Here is an 18,606-nt window from a genome sequence, read left to right as displayed (position 1 = left end):
CACAATGGTGGCGGCATGAAAAACGGGAAAACAAGATTCTGGGATAGCTGGCCCGGGCTGATATTGCTGGGCTTGTTTATCCTCGCGATATTCGCCAATGCCATAGTAAGCGCCTGGGCCAGCGATACCCCACAGCTTTAATCTTTCGGCCAAACCCGGTTAAGGCGATCGACGGTCTTTTTCATTCGGGCCTCAAGCCGTTTTAACCGTTCGTCCTTCTCCGCCTCAGTCAGCTTCTCGTTTTCTTCAATACGGTCGCGGCGTTTGCGGTGACCCGCAAGCTCTTTGGCCACGTCCTCGGCCAGAGCTTTAAGGCGAATTTTCTTGCCGTACTCTTTAAAGAACTCGAGTCGTTCCTTGCCTCGCAGAGACTTGTATTCATCCTCCAGCTGGGCAGATTCATCTAGCCGATCGTAAAACTTCGACTGATCCTCATAGGGCAGCACTTTGCCGTTCACCTGGCGATAGAATGGAATCTCTCTATCCTCAAGCTCCCGGCCCTGAGCTGCCTTGGTGACTGCGCTCGTAGTCCTGCCCACAAAGGCCCCCGCGGCGCCGGTGAAATACTCAAACAGGTAATTCATTTTGTCCGGGTTAACGTCGGCCCAGCCACTTCGGTACGGGCTGCCACCGGTGGCACCGTTCATAAACTCAGCAAGCCACTTCCAGTGCGCCGGCGTCGATCGCTTAGACAGCTGGCTCTCAGGCTTAGGCGTGCCGAATGGGAAGTTTTCGCGGTAAATGTCCGTGCCCCAGAAGTTCTCGTTTGCCGCAATATCCACGAAAGGCTTACCAACAGTAGGCGTCAGAGTTCGCACCACCCCGGTACTCAGGCTGTCAGAGGTTGCCAGCCCGAGCGGAACGAATGAGCCGATAGCCGCCTTGCCCACTCTCATGGCGCCCTCGCCCACACCAGTGTCACCATTTGTCACGGATTCCAGCTGGGTACCAAACACATGGAATATGTTGTAGCCGTAAGGTAACGGGATCTTCCAGTATTCACCGGGCTCGCCGCCGGCAATCGACTTCATAATGATAATATTTCGCTCTTTGGCCCACTCCGGCACCTTGTCGTACCAGTTCTCGCCGTCGTCATCCTCCCCGGCCATTTCCCGGTTCAGCGCTGCCAGACCAAAAGCGGCCGCCGCGGCGCCAATACCTACCTTCTGCGCGGTGTTGAGCTTCTTCTTGCCGTCCACTTCTTTCATGGTGCCGATAGCACGAGCAAAAGTCATGGTGCCCTGTACGCTCGCGTTGAAGAACATATACATGGCGTTGAGCACCTGACCGATCTCGCCCTTCCGGTTAAAGTTTACCGTTAGGTTTTTGGCCAGCTCAGCCGCCTTCTTACGTGACACGCCAGAATCAACCGCGTTTTTGTACACAGACAGGCGAACGGCGTTCTCAATCGCGCTATTCGTATTCTCGACAAACTCGCCAATAGTCTTTCTGGCGCGCAGCAACTTGCCCTTTGTGGTGCCCTCGGCCATTGCCAGCATATTGTTAATGTCGTTCGCCTGGCCGTTGAGATCCTTGGTGTCAAACCATCCAGTCTTAGCGCCGTCATCACGGAAATCATCAAAGGCCTTTTGCCACTCTCCCGCTTTTCCGTCGAGCTTTTTACCGGCCAGGCTCATGCGCACGGCGTAGCCGGCAATAGGCGCGTCCTTGACCATTTTGGCGGCTATCTTCTTGCCCTTAACCCGGCCGTTGTGCAAATCCTGCTCTGCCAGCACATTAACCACGGCGGTCTGAATATCGCGCGCGGCGTTGGTAACCATAAACTCAGGGTTAAAGCTGGTGTTTACCGAGGATAGGAACCGGGACACGGCGCCAACGTACTTGGTGAACCAGTTAAGCGGCTCTGGCCCCATGTTCTTCATGGCGCGCATTAATCGCTCGTCGTTGATCTTAATAAAGTACTCTTTGCCGCCTCGCTTGGTGGTGAAGTACTTGGATCGATCAATAACGGGCCCTTGCCCTACCGTCTCGCCGTCGAGGTTTTTGTATAGCCGCGGCTCCATTTCTGGCGACTCGGCGGTGAAAACCTCCCAGTAGTCCGGGTTAGGGTTGGCTTCCACCAGGTCGAGGAAGGTATTGCCCACCTCGTTTTTACGCGACCGTACAACAGCCTCGGTCGTGTCCATAATGGAATGCAGCACAGGTGATTCGGGCTTGGTACGGCGCCCCAGTGCGCGCAGGGTCTCTTTGCCGCGAATATCAAAGCCTTTGCCCACCCTTGGGTAAGAAACGTTGCTCTCGTCCTGAGCGCGGCCTTTGAGGGGCACGTAGTATTTATAGTTATCGTTCCATGCGTTTAGCTGATCCTGATCGACAAGATTGGCAGCCAACAGCTGCTGCTTGCGCTTCTGCATTTTGTACACAATGTCAGAAAGCTCGACCAGCTGAGACAGTTTTCCGGTTTCCTTGGCCTTGGTCAGCACTTGCTTAGCCTGGGTATCAGTCATACCAGAGCCACCATCTGGCATATCCGGGTTTATCTTCGCGACCTGGGCATTACGCTCGGGGGCGTGACGCGCCCACAGAAACATATCAAGCTCTTCCTGGCTAATGCCGTGCTCGGCCATCTTATCCACCAGTGGCTCAATAAAGCGCTCTTTCAGCTTGCGCAGGTCGTTCTCGGTCTTGCCGTGGAATGCCTCTTCCATCCGGTAGGCGTCGAGCTCTTCGCTGATAGGCGAGCCAGATGCTTTCTCGATCTCGCGCTGGGTTTGCAAAAGCGGCCGCATCTTATCGGTGAGCTTTCGCAGAAGCGCGTCTTTGGGGATTCCGTACAGCTTGCCCTCTTGAGGCGCCGCAAATGCCGGGGAGTCGTCCGAGACGCTAAAGCGAATGTCTGGATCGTTCGGGTCGAAGGTGCCGCGGTTGCCCACAGAAGACTTTATTTGCTCCGAATCAAAAACAACAAAAATGTCGGATTTGACTTTATTGTGGCTAACCAGATTGTCTTTTACGCCTTTAACAATTAGCCCATCATAGCCATCACTCTTGGCCCTAGCCGCCACATCATCAATGCTCATGGCGTTGGCCGGTGGATTACCAAACCTTGTTGGGCGCCACGACCCTTCTTTTTGATACGGATTAGGGACGTTATCAAAATTCACGCTCATGCCGGTAAAATCTAAAGCAAGAGGGTTTTCTATTTTTAGATAGGCGGGAATAATTGGCCCGCTCTCGGTGCGACCTGGCACCGCTGTTGTCATGCCGGCGTAATCTTGGGCTACTTCCGGCTTGCTGGAGAAGTACTTTAATCCATCCTTGAAAACCGAGAAATCACCCGCCTTGGTGCCGTGGTAAACTTCGAGCGGATCGCCTTTTTTGTCGACCACCTTGGAATCACCAAACCACTTTTTAAAGGCTGGCGTTTCGGTTTGGTCTACCCCAGAACGAGAAGCCCCGGCACTTGGCCGGGGCTCACGATACATTGTCTCGCTTATCTCATAATCTTTATTCGGGCTTTTGTTCTCAACGAACCCCAGGCGCTTATAGAATTTCTTGAGCCTCAGCTTGCTTCCGCCAAAGTCGCCGGACGGTGATAGAACCACGGTCTTGCCCACGGAATCCGCATAATCGATAACCGCTTGCATGGCTTGTGTGCCAATACCTTCGCCTCGTTTATCTTTTGGCACTATTATCTTGCTAACGCTGATAGAGTTTGGTCGCTCAGACAATGAAACATCAACTCCCATCGCCTCAACCTGGTCGCGCAATCCGCTGATATTTTTCTCTGGCCCAGAACGAGAAACCCCGCCTTGTTGGCGGGGCTCTGAGTCTGCACTGTAGAGTATCGCGTTGTCGGGGCCGGCTAAGCGTTCACTGCCGAACTGGCCATACTTCTCCAATATGTTGGCGATCTCCTCGCGCGTTCCGCGTGAAAGGGTATTTGTGAGTACCGCTCTTTCAAGCGTTGTGCGACCCGCTGTAAGTGGGCCTCGGCTTCCTCGTCCGTTTTGCAGTCCTCGTAACGCCCGTGCTTCTGAGTCAAAGCGTTTACCATCCCACACCTCCCCCGTTTTGGAATCTTCAATTTGATCTGTTTTTGGATTATAGACCAGATCCTTAATTTTCGGAAATTGCTTAACGGTCGCGTCATAGGATGCGTCGATCATTTGGCGCAGGTTGTGTGCGTCGTCGCCGTCTTTCCAGTTAATATTGGGCATATCCACATCAGGATTGCCGGTTACTTGATTCTGGTGCGGCCACAGGTGCTTAGTGGTTCCAAACTTGAGCGCGCTGCTTATCATGTTCTCCAAGCGACGGGTTTGCGCAACATCGGAAAGGCCGTCGGGATCGCCCTCAAACACCAGGTCATTGTTGTGCGCATAGTTCGCGACAGCATTGTAAATGCGCTTGCCGTTCTGGCCCTTCTCGACAGCAGACACGTCAATCCAAACACTATCGCCCTTCTGGTAAATGGCGGCGCGCTTGCCTTGTGGCGTAATGATGCGCCACGCTTTTTCGGCACCATATTCGTTTTGCAGGGCGATCTCTTCGGCCTCAACGATCTGAATGCCGCCCGGGCCCTCAAGCTCATTAAAAATATCCTCAATGGATTGCTTGTCGCTGGTGGGAAGCTGAAAGGCATCGTCCATCTGCGCAAGCATAGTCCAGCCGGCCAATACCGGATCGTCACCGATAACGCGGCGTGCCTCGCTCGATGCCATAGAGAAGGCTGGCGCAGTTTCTGGCGAGCTACCAATTCCAGCAAGATCAAAATAAACGCCCTGCTGCCCGGTCACTCGGCCCTCATTTACAGCTTGCCGAGCCTGCTTGAGAAGATAGATTAAATCGGTATCGCCCAGCCGTGACAGGCTCACAAAGCCATTTGCTCGAAGCCAAGAACGTACCGCACCGATAAGCTCTTTAAGCGCACGCTTAACGCCCGGCTTATTGCTCTCGGCAATATGAGCAAGAAGCTCGTCAGCTATGATTGACTGCGCGTCTTCACGCGACAATGTGCCGGAGGAAACCGCACTTTCCGCCCCGTCAATGTAACGCTCCAGGCTTATGCCGTGCTTCTTTGCCAGCTCACGAACACCTTTAATCCCGCCTACACGTAAATACAATCTACCCATCGCTTGGCGCGCCTCGGGACCGAACATTGTCTTAATGCCGTGGTGCCCGTATAGCTCGTGGAGAATGGTACGCTCTACCGCCTCTGCGTCGGGCATAGATGATCGATTAAGGTAAACGGCGCCGTTATAATAAACACCCTTAACCCGATCGCCCGAGAAGCCCATTTTTTTGGCGCCTCGCTTCACCCCTTCCGGCATATCGTCGAATGTTGCCACCTGAATAATTTCGGTGTCATCGGCAGCCATGGACGATTTAATTCGGTCGATAACAGCGTGAGCGGTCTTTTCCGAAACCGATTTATTGTTTTGGGTCTCGCCGCCACGGAACTTCGCTATGGAAGGGTCAAACGTCGTAAGGTCTAGCACCTCGGAAATATAACGTTCTCGGCCAGCCTTCTCTACCGTCACCACGCCGTCGTAACCATCGCCAATCAAGGCGAGACTTAAGTCTTTACCCGTTTTTCCTCCATACTTTTCCGATAGCTCTTTTTTCCAAGAGGTGCCGTCCGCCTCAACCACCATGGGGTTATCAAAGGTTAGGGTCCCAGAGATAAGATTGCCCGACGTGTCCACCGAGTCTTTGTTTCTCGTCACAATTACATAGCGTCCGGATGGCTCATATTCACGCCCGAAGGGTGCTCCCGGCTCTGGCACTCCAAATATATCCGTTGCTGACTCGGTGTTATGGATGAAATCAAAAGTTATGGGCGAGCCAGTTTTCAAGCCTTCGGTGTCGCCCTCGCCTGACAGGCGTCGAGGCGCATCGCCAGAGACAGAAAATAAAGCAACGCCATCTGCGGTGTCTTTGTGCTCAATCACATCGAATAGCGCATCGAAGCCTGCCCGTATGTCTGCCATTTCGGCCGCTTGAGGGTATGGGTAGCTGTCAGACTTCTCAACACCGTCACCACCAAAGGTTTCATTCATTTTGGCGGCAGCTTCCCAATACTCTTCACTTACAATATTGGCAAGATAATCATTGCTCGCGTCTTGGTCTTTGAGCTTTTCAATGACGTAGCTCTCAAAAGCTCGGGCGCTGATTTCGCGGCCGGTGGACCAATACTCTTTGGTGCGAGACCGGTCAAGTTTTCGTGAGCGCTGACGCAAACCTGTACGACGGACAGACTGCACAAGCTCGTGAAACGCATCAACCACCTCGGGGCGAACACCTGGGCCTGCCGTGTACGGAGTCTCGGACAAGTAGCCGTTCTCGTTTCTTGCCCGAGAGAAATAATTGTCTAATGCGTGAAACCACTCATGGGCAAGCGAACCGGCGCCATTCTTCTTGGTTAGGTTTATCGCGACGGTGCCCGGCTCATAGTGGGCGGCCGCCGAATTCTTGCCGCCGCGGCCTCGCGCACCAAACGCCAGGCCAAGCTCACCATTAAGCGATAGAGCCTTGGCGGGTATATTTAGGATGCCCGCCATATCCAGTAGCGCGTCATAGGTTTCATTGAGATCGGCCTGACGGCGGCCTTGGTCAACCCAATTACCAAACTGAACACCACGGAAGCCAAACGTATCTGTGAACTGCTCAGGCGACACATCGCCACCATTGCGGTGATCCGAGCCAACCCGAGGGGAGTTTGTTTCTTTGCGGTGGGCTGGTACGTTCTTTAGTTTGGCAAGCAAGGACTCAAGCTCGGCCTGATTGGCTCGTATGTAGTCACGCGCCTCAAGAGCGTGCTTAAAGCCATCCTTAATGCGCACTACATCTTTACCGATTTTCTTGCCAATGTAAGTGTCCGAGGCGTCATGGCGGTTTGTGTAAATATCAAAGCGTACTTTCTTTGAGTTTGCCTCCTTCGCCGCGTCGAGCCTTGAATAAACACCCTTGAACTGCGCCAGAGCCTCACCCTTTGTGTCGCCCGCGGCTAGGCGGCGAGGCATATTGCTGAAAGACGAGTTTTTGGATTTTTGCTCTACAGTCCATACTACTTTCTGAGGGTCCTGAACCACTCCGTCGTACATGCTATACGAGGCGCTAACCAACGACAGACCCTTTAAGCTCTTACCATGCCCTACTGCCTCGTAAAGATCGGCTGCGCCCTGAACGTCACGAATAATTGGGGAGCTGCTCAGCTTGTCGATACTCTCAATGGGCATGCTGCCATCAATAAGCAACTCAGCCACCTCACGCTGCGCCTCCATTCCACGAACCCAGCCAGACAACTTCCAGCCGGTTCGTGGTTTGCTTGGGACAGCTTCGCGCAGCGCCCTTGCGAGAGCCACCACCTTTTTATCAACGCCACTATCGACCATCTTCTGGTAATCGGGTGCCGGCCACGACTCCGATAAAGGTACACTTGCAGAGTTTTTCTGCTTGGCATCACTCATGGTCGCCGCGTAGTCTTTCCGGGCGCCGGCTATCTTCTCGCCAAAATCTTCTATTGGCTGCGCGGGCGTTTCTTGTTTTTCGACCTTATTCGAGGGCTTTGCAGCCTTTTTCGTGGCGTCACGAAAATGGTCAGCATTCAGCGGCTTGGTGTTGTCACCATCTTTGAGCCAGGATTTAAACTCGTCCATGCTCATGCTGGTGACCGGGCCAACCTTCCAGCCTTTGGTGTAGTTATCTTTATAGGCCTTGGTTGCCGCCAGCTTGCCGCGGTAGCCGACCATTACCTTGTGCTCGTCGAAAGAGCCGTCAGGGTTTACCTGATCCACGATGTACGCGCGCTGGGATTCTGGCTCAGGGCCTACGAATACGTCCACATGCTCACCGTCGGCTCCGGTGGTGCGTCGGATATAGCCATAGTGGCTACCCATAGTCACAGACCACTTATTGCCGTCAGGGTCGGTACCCGAACGCTCGGAGCCTTTAGGGTTTTCTACCGATATGTCCAGGCCTTGGACTTTGACATGCCCTAGCTTGTAATTCCCAGCCTCTTTCTGGGCCTCGGTAGGGTTGGTGTCGGCTTCGCTGGCGGCGGTGTCAATATCAACTGTTTCAGTATCAGTTATACCGTATTCTTCACGCAGCCCATCGTAAGCCTGGCGATTCACCGACTCGGGCGAATCAGAATTAAGCTCATTGAATTGCTCAAAGGTTAAGCCGGCTTGCGCCTTATCGACTTCCGTTTCGTACTCGTCACCGAGGCGATCCATTGCCGCGGCATAGCCTGGCGAGCTGCGCTTAATGCCGCGCTCTTTGGCCATTTTGAGCAAGGTTTTCTTGCGGGAGTCTGTGAGGATTTTTGGTAATTCGGCAGACGGTTCAGATGCTTTAGTTTTTGAAGCATTAGGCCTTTCCGACGGCTTGCCACGAGTAGGCGCAAACATATCGCCGCCTTGGCCTTTTTGCAGCGCGTCATTACTTCCAGCTACCGATACATTACCGCCATTGTCTAGCGTAAACTCTTCACGTTCGCGGTCAATTTGCGCGCGCTGTTCTTGCGCCGGCAGGCTTTCCGACTGGGCTTCACGGTCGGCAAGATCCTGTTCGGTATAGGTGCTCATAAATCCAGAGCTTTGGCCGTCATTGCTGATTGCCGCCACTGGACGGATCATGTCAGCCAGACCTCTCAGCTCTAAAGAAACATCCCTATCAATAGAGTCATTACCCGCAATCGAATCGATGAAGCTAACCACGGCGCCAACAGTTTCCGGTGTAAAGTCTCGGCGATCAATGGCCGACTCCAGGGCGCGATACACCTCAGACACGTCAGGCGCAATCTCAGCGGGTACCGCACCGTCCTCAGTCCATTCATCTATGAAGTCGCGCACAGCAATCACCGCGGCGCCTTCTTGGCTTTCTCCGGCAACATTGGCTCGGGTGCGGTCTGCCAGAGCGCTATCGTTATCGACAATCTGGCTTTTTTGCGATGCAGATACAGAAGAGCCCGCGTTGTCGGCGGGCTCTTTATTGGGCTTTGACTCGGGCTCACCGAGTAACGCGGCTAACTCTCGCTCTGACTCGGCTCGCTCTGCGTCGGTGATTTGCCCGTCTCGCCAAGGGATTCCGGTTTCGTCTCCCTCAGATATTTCAGGTTGCGCTCCCGGCGCGCTTTTCGGCCCGCTATTACGTGATCCGCGCCCCGCATTATCAGGTCCGGGTCGAACTTCGTTTCTGTTTCGTTGCTCACTGAATACCCCTTCTGACTGTAAGATACCAAGCACCTTGGGTAGCGGGTTTTGGCCGCCGACGCTGTGCTGTTTAATTAGTGATTGTAGCTTATCACGAGGATAGCCGCCCTCAAGAACATCGGCGACCAATTCAGCCACGGCGGCGTTAGCCGGATCGGACTCAGGCAGGGCCAGCTCGGGATCAATTAAGCTCTCGGCAATGCGCTGGGCGTCACGACTCATAATCGCCCGGGTGCGATCCTGAATGCGCGCAGACACCATGCTTTCGCGATCCTGCTGAATTTCGTCCATGATAGTTTGCACGACAATAGCCTGGCGAGGCCCCAGCTTTTTGCCAGACAGCGCTTTATTAACCGCCGTTCGCGCTTCGTCGGTGGTAACCAGGCCGTCCATGTTTTTAAACCAATCAGGATTGATTGACGGCGTGCGACCGGTAATACGGTCGTTTTCATCGCGGACATAGCCCACGTCACCACCCTTAACTAACTCATTGGTCATTTGCCCTAAGCGCGCGCGGTACTCTTCACGCAGTAAGCGAGGATCTTTTAAGCCGTCGGGCAGCTTCTCGTCACGGCTTTTATCGATATGCTGATCAATCAGGCGCTCTACGCCAGACGCCAGGTTGTCCCGGGCACTTGTGTCTTGCGGCAAATCCGAGGGCGAGAAATCTAGCCCGCCATCATAAACCTGCTGTTCGGGCTCAAGCTCAAGGCCGCCGGTTTCGGGAATCTCTGGCCGCTCGAAATTAACCGTGCCCTCGGGCGCTTCTGGTTGAGTCTGGGGCTGCTGTGTCTGAGGTGCCTGCTCCCGATACTCAGGCACGCGCTTTAATTCATCCAGCGGAACAAGCTCTTTACGGCCATCAATAACCACAGAGGCAAACTCTTTGCCGCCCAGGGAGCCGGCAACGCCCTCAAACTCAACCGCGGCGCTTTGCTCAACATCTTCCGGCTGCCACATCAGCTGCTCGCCCGGCCGCATCTGGTTAAACTGATCGTAGCTAATTGGCTGGCTACCATCACTTGCGGGCACGGCCTGTTGGGCCTCGGCATCAAAATTGACGCCCTCAGTATTGAGCCATTCCGACCGGATAACCGGTGCCGCTGGATCAGCGCTTTCAGCTCCGGGTGAGTAGCCTATGTCATCGGCCTGAGCCTCAAGCTCTGCTTCAAGATCGGCCAGTTCGGACTCCACATCAACGTCGCCGTCTAGCTCGGCCTCAATGTCATCAGGCGTAGCAACGCGCGGCTTACGCACATCACCCACGCCGTCGTATGCGCCTTTTGCTGTACCGAGCGTGCCACCACCAATGCCACCCAGAATGGCGGCCTCAGCACCCCGGGCAAACGCATCACGCGCGCTTAGCTCTACATCGGTGCCGTAGTTCTCGCCTAAATACTCGAGTACACCCTCTTGGATAAACTCGGTACCGCCCTCAACACCAAAATCCTTAACACCTTCGCTTGCCGCCTTTTTAATGACGTGACGAATGGCTTTATTCGATACCTCCCGGGCCGCCTCTTCGGTCATTTCACCGCGGCCAGAAACTAAGCGTCGCGGCAGCACACGTTCCAGCATGGCGGAAGCGGCAGCAAATGGCGCCGCCTCTCGTAGCTCAACCGCCGTGGCGCGCTCCATACCCTTGTTCTTTGCGCGCTGGTCGGCGATCTCGCCAGTACGCGCCATAATGTAAGGCGCAAGGCCGGCGCCCGTCGCAGCGGCAACCATATCGGGTGCAGACGCGCCGAGCGTGTCCATACCGGCCGCCCACCCCTCGGTAAGCGCTCCCAAGTAATCACCCTGATCAAACTTACCTTTGGCACCATCCAGGGTGTATCGGCCCGGGTCGTATCCGAAGTCGGTTGCTCTTAGCTTTTCAGCAATGCCGTGGTGGGCGTCGCCAATGTCTTTACGCTCTTCGGCCGTCCGGGTCTTAAAGCCTTGAGAAACATACGACGGCGCACCAACGATACCAGTAGGCGAGGCCTCAGCAGCGGCACCTACGGCATCCACAAAACCACCAGCCAAGTCGCCGACACGCTCACCGGCGCCGCGCACAGTGTTGCCGACACCGGCCCAGAAACCTTCCTCTTGCTCGGGCGGCTCCGGCTCCACCGGCCGCGCCATTGTCCGCTTATCAAACTCAGAGCGGATTGACTCTAGCTGATCGGCTGGCGCGCTGGGCGCAATAACACGATCAAAATACGTCGACCGGGTTTGCTCTTGTTGCTCAGGGGATAATGCTTTGAACTCGTCACGGCCAGAAATTTCCGACCATTGAGGCACGCGCGACTGCTCGCTCATCGTTATGCGATCCTATTCAAATTGTAGGTGGGGAATGAGGTGGGTTGGCCCCGAAGGGCCGAGGTGTTTCTACTGTCCGGCAGGGACGCCGAAGCCGTCTAAAAAGCTGTTTGGATCAAACTCTTGTGGGGCTGGCTGGCCAGATGCAGCGGGAGGCGTTACCGCTCCGCCCTGATCGTCCTGGCTCATGAGGTTGCGAATACGCTTGTACGACTCGACCGCTTCTTGCTCAAGCTGCTCGGTGGTCAGCTCTTTGCCTTCCGCGTCGTAAGCGCCTTTCTCCAGCTTAGTTTTAACGTAGTCCTTCACGTACTTAGTTGGATCACTGACCGACATTTTCGCTTTGTTCCAAGCGTCCTCAAACGATAGTTCTTCACCGGTTGCGGCATATTCCTGCTGCAGCAACTTCGCCAGGCGATAATCAGCCGGCGCCGCCGGGCCTTTGCCGCTGGTGCCGGGCTTATCGTATTGCTTATAGGTGCCGTCCTTTTGCTGCTGTATCCAGCCAAGATCGGGATGCTGCTGCAGCTCACCGGCCTTACCTTCCGATGGCTTTAGCAGGCCCCGAGACTCAGCTAGATACTGGTAATACTCAGGCTTGCTCGTCAGGTCGCGCGCTTTCTCAACGGCCATTGCCGTATTGATTAATGACTCCAGCGGAATGTCGGCCACTTCGTCATCATCAGCACTAGAGCGGTTTTTGGTGAGCGGCCGGACTTGTCCGTCACCATCAACATCAAGCCCCATGCGCAGAGTTTTACCGTCTTCACTCGGAATTAGTAAGCGCGGACGAACCTTTTTGCCGTCTTTGTTGCCGGCGGCAAGCGACGGGTCCAGCACCATTAGCGCCTCGGCGAGATCGGGATTCTGACTGAGGTCAATCATGCCTTTATCGTTTTTGGGCAGCTTAACCGAGCCGTCCATAACACCCTTAAAGGTTTCGATTGCCCTGCCAACCTCCGGGCTTTGCAGATACTTGGCGTTGGCCAGTGGGTACTTGTCCATCAGCGCCAGCTCTTCTTTGCTAAGCGAGCCTTCATCCAAATATTTGCTGGCCGTCAGGCTCGACAAGATCAAGGCGTTTTCTGCCTCTTTGGCCTTGGCCGCGTTGCGATCTTCTCGCCACGCATCCATTTTTTCGCCGCGAATGCCCCGGGCCTCTTCGCGATCCTGACTGATTTGCTCGTGTCGCTCCTGGCTTCGCTGCTCTTGTGCATCACGCAAGCTGCGCGCCTGAGACTGGCTTTGCATCCCGCTAACAAACTGCGCGCCACGCATCGCCCCATCGACGGCCGAGGCCGTGCTTAAACCGTTAGCCATAATTAACTCCAAAGGTATCCCACTAAGCCGCCACCGATGGCGCCAATGGCGGCGCCCCAAGGCCCAAACGATGCGCCATACATTGCACCAGTCATTGCGCCGGTCGCCATAGAGGTCGTTTCTGTGGTCTTTTTGGCGTCTTTAAGTTGCTCGTTGCGTAGCTCGCGCTCTTCGTCTCGCTGCTGTGCCTGGGCCAAACCACCCATGGAGGACGCTTTCATGCTTCGCCCAGCGTCCATTAAGGAATAAGCCATATTAGTAAGCCCCCATCGGGTCGGTTGCAGCTTGGCGTAAGCCGCCGGCCATATTGCCCGCCATCATCTGCATGTCGCGGTCTTGCATGTGCAGGCGCGTTTGATTAGCCGCGTTTACCTCGGCCAACGTACCGTTACGCTGGCTGCGGCGGTTAATAACGTCTGCCTCATCTTGAGCCAGGCTTAGCCCTGCGCGAGATCGATCACGTTCGCCAGCCTCGCGACTCGCTGCAAATGAGTCTCGGGTGGTTTCCCGGGCCCGATCGATAGCGGCCTCGTTATCAGCATCGCCCATCACCATTTCGCGGAGCTTGGCGTCATAGGGAGCATAGTTTTCCATATAGCTATCCCAGTCTCTGCGCAAGATGCCGGCCATGCGATTGGATGCCTCATGGTCACCACCGCCACCACCACTATCGCCCATCATTCGCTCGGACAGCGAAATATCTTCTTTTGCCTTGGTGATACCAGAGTTATTGCCAAACAACTTTCGGCTCACCATGTTTCCTAAAAATGCCATAAGCGATACCTACTGGTTATTAACCCAACTCTTAAAGTCGGGGCTGTTGTAATCGGTCGCATTGGTGCCTGCAGGCCCTGGACTGGCTTGCGCAGACCCTAAGCCGCCGCCAGCCACATACTGGGCGCCGGCACCTAACACGGTGCCTACCGCCTGATTTTTCGCTGATTTATCATTCCAGTCTGCCCAGGCATCTTGCTTTGCTTTTGCCGCCGACGTGTTCGCCAAACTGCTAAGGCCCTGTTGCGCAGTGGTCGCTTGGTTGTTGCCGATAGCCACAACGTTCGCCACGCCGGTCGCGTGCTCGTCTGATTGAGAGTTGAGCGCCCGGGCCGACGTGTCCGAGGCGATAGCGCCCTCGGTATCGGCCATATCAGCCATTGCCATTTTTGATTTGCCAGAGTTTGGATTGACGCCAGCGGCCGCCAAGCCAGTGCGCACGTTCTCGCGTGCTTCGCTGGATGCTTTGGTTGCCGAGCTGCGTGCCGCGCCCTCAGCAAACTTGTAAGCGCCCTCGGAGTCCATTTCATCTACCTTGTCGCGAAACGCGGCATTGATCGGCTCGTAGTTATCCTCGTAATATTTAAAGCGTTCCTCAGCAATCGCCGCCGACTCTTTCTCCAGCGGCGTCTCTTCGATTTCAGGCGCATCGCCCTTGTAGTACACGCGCTGTGTCCCGAAGCGCTCAAACAGCTTTACGGGCTTGAACTGATTGCCCTGCAATAGCGGATCGTCTTCAAGAAAGTCATTCATAAGGATTTTTCCCAGATAGTAATTGGTACGCCGTGCCACTCGGATTGGCGCGAATGGTAACCACGTTGCTTGCAAATGCGGGAGAAGCCACGGCGAACCGTCCAGAACTGCAGCGCGGGGGAGCCGGCAATAATCGCCAGGCGCTCAAGCTCTTCAAAGTAGGCGTTTAAACCGATACGGGATTTATGGTCACCAGAGATAGCGACCCATGCCAGCATGTAACCGGGGTATGGCCGAAGCACGGCAAAACCGTCCTCCGACTCAAAAAAAAAGGCCCTGCAGTTAAGCAAGGCCTTTTCTATGCGGTCATAAAGATCAGGATCGTTGACAGTAGAAGCAAGTCGGGCGATTACTTCACGCCTGCCAACAATCTGATCAGCTGGCTTTCTTCTTAATCTCATAAGCAGAAAACCTCGACCATGACAATATACGGTAAAGCCGGGTTTAGAGCCAGTTAAGTTGGCGATTTCACGGCCGTTTTTTTGATGTGATTGCGCTTAGCCGATACCGCGGCAAACTTAGGCCCGAGATCAATGCCCTTCTCGTCCAGCTTAGCTAAAGCCTCCCATATCGCTTCCTGCATTTCCCCGGTCATTTCCAGTCGTTGGTACGCCTCGCGGCGGCCCAGCCTACTGACAGGATCAAACTGCTGTAACTTTGGCAACGCACTCACCCTCAATGTATGGGAAATTTGATAACGTGAACTTGTATTCTCCGGGCTCGGCAAACGAAAGTTCGATAAAGCCGTCATCGACCGTTACGGTGCCGCCGGGATAACTCACCACAGTTCCCGCCGGTATGCCTTCAATGCGCCACGGTTCGCCCACGGCAACCGCATTTGACTGCGTGACTGCCATGACAGGTCTAGGCAGCACACTTCCGCCGGCGTGATAGTGGCTGAGCACCCAACTAGCGTCACCATCATCGGACTGAACGACGGTGACTCCAGGAACCTCCGGGAAAGACTCTGATGCCGGCTCGGTATGCTGAATAATCTCGCCGCTATCCGACCTACACAAAAACGTACACTTGGCCATTAACGATACCCCGCTTGCACAACCATCGACGGAAGCCTAAACCTACAGCTAGCACTAGCCGCAGATGGAACGCTAACCTCCAGCGTGTAATACGGGTTAATCCCCGGGCTTGAGTCAAACGCAATTACCGCGGTAGAGCCAGTCTCCCCGTCATATTCCGACGTGCCGCTATGACCAATACTTACCGACCCGTTTCGCTTAATTCTAATGTCGGCCTGAGTGGGGCCGCCCTCGCCGCTAATATTGACATTGCCAATGATCAGAACGCCGTTCATTCCAGCTTTGCTGGTCACTGTTGACGACGTTATTATGTTGCTAGGAGACGACCCCGGAGATTTTAATATTTGGGAGCCAGTTGAGTATTGGGGCGACGTTACCGCATTGCCATTGATGTTAAGTGTATCAACCATGGCCGTTCCGGCCTCTAGGCTAGTTGCCTGAATATTGCCGCGGGCAAATATATCGTTAAAGTAACCCCCGCCGGCCCGGTCGATCATCCAGCCCTGGGTGCCGCCAGAAAGAACCCACAAATCAGAAAATATCTGGTAAGCAATCTGAGCCGAGGTAATGCTGGCGCCCTCAATGTTCGCACTTACAAACGACGCCGTATTACCGACAATCTTGCTAACGTTTACGCTCTGAATAACGGCATCGGTCACCACCAGATTGGTAATGTAAGCCGCATCCATAACAACGTTTCCATCCTCGACCGCGAAAACTAGGCGCTGGTCGGCGCTGGTTTCCCCGGGATGCGTAATCGCAAAGGTGTCCACGTTGAACAGGGCGATCGAGTGATTGGGGTTTGTTGGGTTGTAGTTCGGTGAAGTAAACCCCAAGCCAAAGCCTGCAATAGCACCATTCTGACCGACCTTAATGGTGTACTGGTTGTTTGCGTGGTCAGCCTTTACCTCAATGCCCTCGACGTAATCATTAAGATCCTGAGACAGCTGCTGACTTGTGATTCGATCTTCAAGCTGCTGCAGTAATTCAGGCGGATGCAGAACGATGGCGCCCGGCATACCATTGGCCGGCGTGAACGGCTGAGGTATTCCATCCTCTTTAACGAATCTAACCCAGTAGTAATAGGTAACACCGTAGTCAACGTCGTGATCTGGGTACTGACTGCCATAGTTGCCAACGGTACCCACCCGAACAGCATCGGCAATATTATCCGAGTCGGTAGCGCGCCATATTTCAGTTTGAGGCCAGCCGTGACCGGGATCCCAGCGAAGGTGAATCCAGTCGTAACCACCACTAACCTCAAAGTTCTGAGGCGTGCCAGGGCGAACAATATTGCCACCGCCATTATTTGGCGGCTCTAACCCGCCCTCTCCGCCATTGAGCGCGGCATTAAACCGCCCTAGCCCGGCATTCTCTAAGTCACTAAAGCGCAACCAGCGGTGCTTTGGGTCGCCTCGGCGCAAGCCGCCGCCCACGTCAAGCTGCTCCTGTACCGACTCAAGAAACCGGCGCATTTCAATGGGAGTATCGCGCGGGATCGGTGCCGACTGTTTCGGCAATAAGCGATTCTTGGTCATGTTAAGTCACTCATTGAAGTTGCCAGCTGAACGGAGTGCACCGGCTCAAACCCGTCGATCGAGAAATAGCAGGTGCTGTACCGAGCGTGAACCGGCAGGCGAAACACCTCATTCGTGGCGACCGTTTTGGTTTTTTGCAGACCCTTATCGGTGTACCACTTGAATTCCAGAAATCCCTGGCTGTCCGATTTTATTTTGCAGCAACTGAAAGGCATCGCCGGCGGCGGTTGAATGTAGCTGCTCTGCCATACAAAGTTGTCTGTTGGGCCTTGCGCCCAGGCGACAATATCCTGCCCTTGCGCCATGTAAACAATATCGGTGGCCGGCTCTCGCCATATTGCGTCGCAGTCGGTCAGCGGAAATAAAACAACGCCCTCGGCAGGATGGAACGTCAGGCCGGAGGACGAGCCACTGTCACCAAAGAACAGCAGGTATTTGTTGCGCCAACGCTCGGCCTTTAGCGTGTCGGCGGTGCTATAAATATAAGTTTCCCACCAATCGCGAGAGATCTTATCGCCAGAGATTAAGCTGGCGTTGGTACCGCCCACCGCAACCAGGCCGTCTTTTGAGGCATAAACAACGTACTCGCCCATATCGACCACGCTATTCTTAGCGATACACGGCAGATCAACGTCCAGTTTATTTTGGCTCATGCTGCCCGGGGCCGAGCCCGACATAATGTAAGGCGGGCCCTCGGTGCCAATAATGACGCCCGAGGCGGTTACCGCGGCGCCCACCACGTTATGATCCAGTGCATACCGGTATTCAATCGGCCAGGCGTGTGGCTGGTAAGGCTCGCAGAACGCAATAGTGTTTTCCCACCACCCCATCAATATTCCGTTGGGCAGCGCGGTCAGCCCAATCATGTCCGGGTGAGGCGCTATCCAACCATCGCTTGGCAAAACCTCACCCAAGGCCGCACTCTCTACGCTATCGTTGTAGCTGGTAGTGGCCGGGCTAAGCTCTGCCACAAACTGAAACGATCCGTTGAGCTCAACACGATACAGGCGTTTGTATTGCACGCTGATCGCGCCAGATGGCGTTGACAGGTTTGTTAGCGATACGGTGCCGCCATCAAAGCGATCGACAATGTTTGAGGCGGGACTTGCCGGCCCCTCTTCGCCCAGATCAGAGACATATGTCATCACATAGGCAGTGCTAATGATCTGGTTGCCGTCGGCGGGATCAACAGTAATCGGGTTTCCTTCCCCGTCAGTATCCTCGTAGGGATCGGTATCAGGGCCAACCGCCGTGATAATGCCTGGCGCCGGCAGCCCGAGATCGCGAGAAGCTGCCGGGTATGGGCCACTGCCTCCCTGAGCAATACCTATCGTGGTCATTTTAGGCACGCCGTCACCGGTAAAGTACGTGCGCAAATACGGATCATCGGCAATTGGGCCACGCACCACGTCAACATCAGTATTCCACTCGAACCAGTAGCCGTTGCCGCTATTGCCTTCACGGTTGTAGCGATAGATCGACTTTACGGACGACCCGGAAAGCGTTTGACCGGTATTGCCTGGCAAAAACTCAGGCTCAACAACACCGCGATCAAAACGGCTAAAACTCGTCGTCGTCGCCTGATTCAAAGGCACCGTCTTTCTATCGAGCGCAAAGTTAGCACCGATAAAATCTTTTACCGTAATCGAGGGCATATCTTTCTCGCAAAAAAAAGCCCCGGCGGTTGCCAGGGCTTAGTGG

At 54.7% G+C, this 18,606-nt stretch carries 10 protein-coding genes; 1 reads left to right on the top strand and 9 read right to left on the bottom strand.

Annotated features, from left to right (window positions below):
• The first annotated feature begins 15 nt into the window (after nt 1–15).
• The gene (locus tag AAC019_RS08515; RefSeq protein WP_339898296.1) at nt 16–141 is read left to right on the top strand and encodes a hypothetical protein; all 126 of its coding nucleotides are present in this window, start codon (nt 16–18) and stop codon (nt 139–141) included.
• Here AAC019_RS08515 and AAC019_RS08510 read toward each other — a convergent pair.
• The 9 genes from AAC019_RS08510 to AAC019_RS08470 all read right to left on the bottom strand — a co-directional run bounded on the left by AAC019_RS08510 (nt 138) and on the right by AAC019_RS08470 (nt 18,560).
• Nucleotides 138–11,483, bottom strand: coding sequence for an LPD38 domain-containing protein (locus AAC019_RS08510; protein WP_339898295.1), 11,346 nt, complete (start codon nt 11,481–11,483; stop codon nt 138–140). The genes AAC019_RS08515 and AAC019_RS08510 overlap by 4 nt on opposite strands.
• Before the next feature lie 69 nt (nt 11,484–11,552).
• Nucleotides 11,553–12,803 (bottom strand): hypothetical protein, encoded by a 1,251-nt coding sequence (locus AAC019_RS08505; protein ID WP_339898293.1) that lies wholly within the window; start codon nt 12,801–12,803, stop codon nt 11,553–11,555.
• 2 nt (nt 12,804–12,805) lie between these two features.
• Nucleotides 12,806–13,057 carry a hypothetical protein gene (locus AAC019_RS08500; protein ID WP_339898292.1) on the bottom strand — a complete coding sequence of 84 codons (252 nt, stop codon included), beginning with the start codon at nt 13,055–13,057 and terminating at the stop codon, nt 12,806–12,808.
• Between the two features lies 1 nt (nt 13,058).
• Nucleotides 13,059–13,577 (bottom strand): hypothetical protein, encoded by a 519-nt coding sequence (locus AAC019_RS08495; protein ID WP_339898291.1) that lies wholly within the window; start codon nt 13,575–13,577, stop codon nt 13,059–13,061.
• Nucleotides 13,578–13,586: 9 nt separating this feature from the next.
• On the bottom strand, nt 13,587–14,330 hold the full coding sequence (locus tag AAC019_RS08490; protein WP_339898290.1) for a hypothetical protein: 744 nt from the start codon (nt 14,328–14,330) through the stop codon (nt 13,587–13,589).
• A complete protein-coding gene (locus AAC019_RS08485; RefSeq protein ID WP_339898289.1) occupies nt 14,327–14,572 on the bottom strand; it encodes a hypothetical protein in 246 nt (81 codons plus the stop codon). Before AAC019_RS08485 ends, AAC019_RS08490 begins: the two co-directional genes overlap by 4 nt.
• Before the next feature lie 399 nt (nt 14,573–14,971).
• Entirely contained in the window at nt 14,972–15,367 is a 396-nt protein-coding gene (locus tag AAC019_RS08480) for a hypothetical protein (RefSeq protein WP_339898287.1), read from the bottom strand.
• On the bottom strand, nt 15,367–16,905 hold the full coding sequence (locus tag AAC019_RS08475) for a hypothetical protein (RefSeq protein ID WP_339898285.1): 1,539 nt from the start codon (nt 16,903–16,905) through the stop codon (nt 15,367–15,369). The genes AAC019_RS08480 and AAC019_RS08475 overlap by 1 nt, the downstream gene beginning before the upstream one ends.
• The gene (locus tag AAC019_RS08470; protein ID WP_339898284.1) at nt 16,902–18,560 is read right to left on the bottom strand and encodes a hypothetical protein; all 1,659 of its coding nucleotides are present in this window, start codon (nt 18,558–18,560) and stop codon (nt 16,902–16,904) included. Before AAC019_RS08470 ends, AAC019_RS08475 begins: the two co-directional genes overlap by 4 nt.
• Nucleotides 18,561–18,606: the final 46 nt, after the last annotated feature.

Origin of the sequence: uncultured Gilvimarinus sp. (assembly GCF_963975215.1) — a bacterium.
Classification (GTDB): Bacteria; Pseudomonadota; Gammaproteobacteria; order Pseudomonadales; family Cellvibrionaceae; genus Gilvimarinus.
This window is presented reverse-complemented; position numbering and strand designations above follow the sequence as displayed.

What these genes read in the sequence shown, in the direction of transcription:
- AAC019_RS08515 (WP_339898296.1), top strand. Translation starts at nt 16, where the DNA reads ATGAAAAACGGGAAAACAAGATTCTGGGATAGCTGGCCCGGGCTGATA.
- AAC019_RS08510 (WP_339898295.1), bottom strand. Translation starts at nt 11,483, where the DNA reads ATGAGCGAGCAGTCGCGCGTGCCTCAATGGTCGGAAATTTCTGGCCGT.
- AAC019_RS08505 (WP_339898293.1), bottom strand. Translation starts at nt 12,803, where the DNA reads ATGGCTAACGGTTTAAGCACGGCCTCGGCCGTCGATGGGGCGATGCGT.
- AAC019_RS08500 (WP_339898292.1), bottom strand. Translation starts at nt 13,057, where the DNA reads ATGGCTTATTCCTTAATGGACGCTGGGCGAAGCATGAAAGCGTCCTCC.
- AAC019_RS08495 (WP_339898291.1), bottom strand. Translation starts at nt 13,577, where the DNA reads ATGGCATTTTTAGGAAACATGGTGAGCCGAAAGTTGTTTGGCAATAAC.
- AAC019_RS08490 (WP_339898290.1), bottom strand. Translation starts at nt 14,330, where the DNA reads ATGAATGACTTTCTTGAAGACGATCCGCTATTGCAGGGCAATCAGTTC.
- AAC019_RS08480 (WP_339898287.1), bottom strand. Translation starts at nt 15,367, where the DNA reads ATGGCCAAGTGTACGTTTTTGTGTAGGTCGGATAGCGGCGAGATTATT.
- AAC019_RS08475 (WP_339898285.1), bottom strand. Translation starts at nt 16,905, where the DNA reads ATGACCAAGAATCGCTTATTGCCGAAACAGTCGGCACCGATCCCGCGC.
- AAC019_RS08470 (WP_339898284.1), bottom strand. Translation starts at nt 18,560, where the DNA reads ATGCCCTCGATTACGGTAAAAGATTTTATCGGTGCTAACTTTGCGCTC.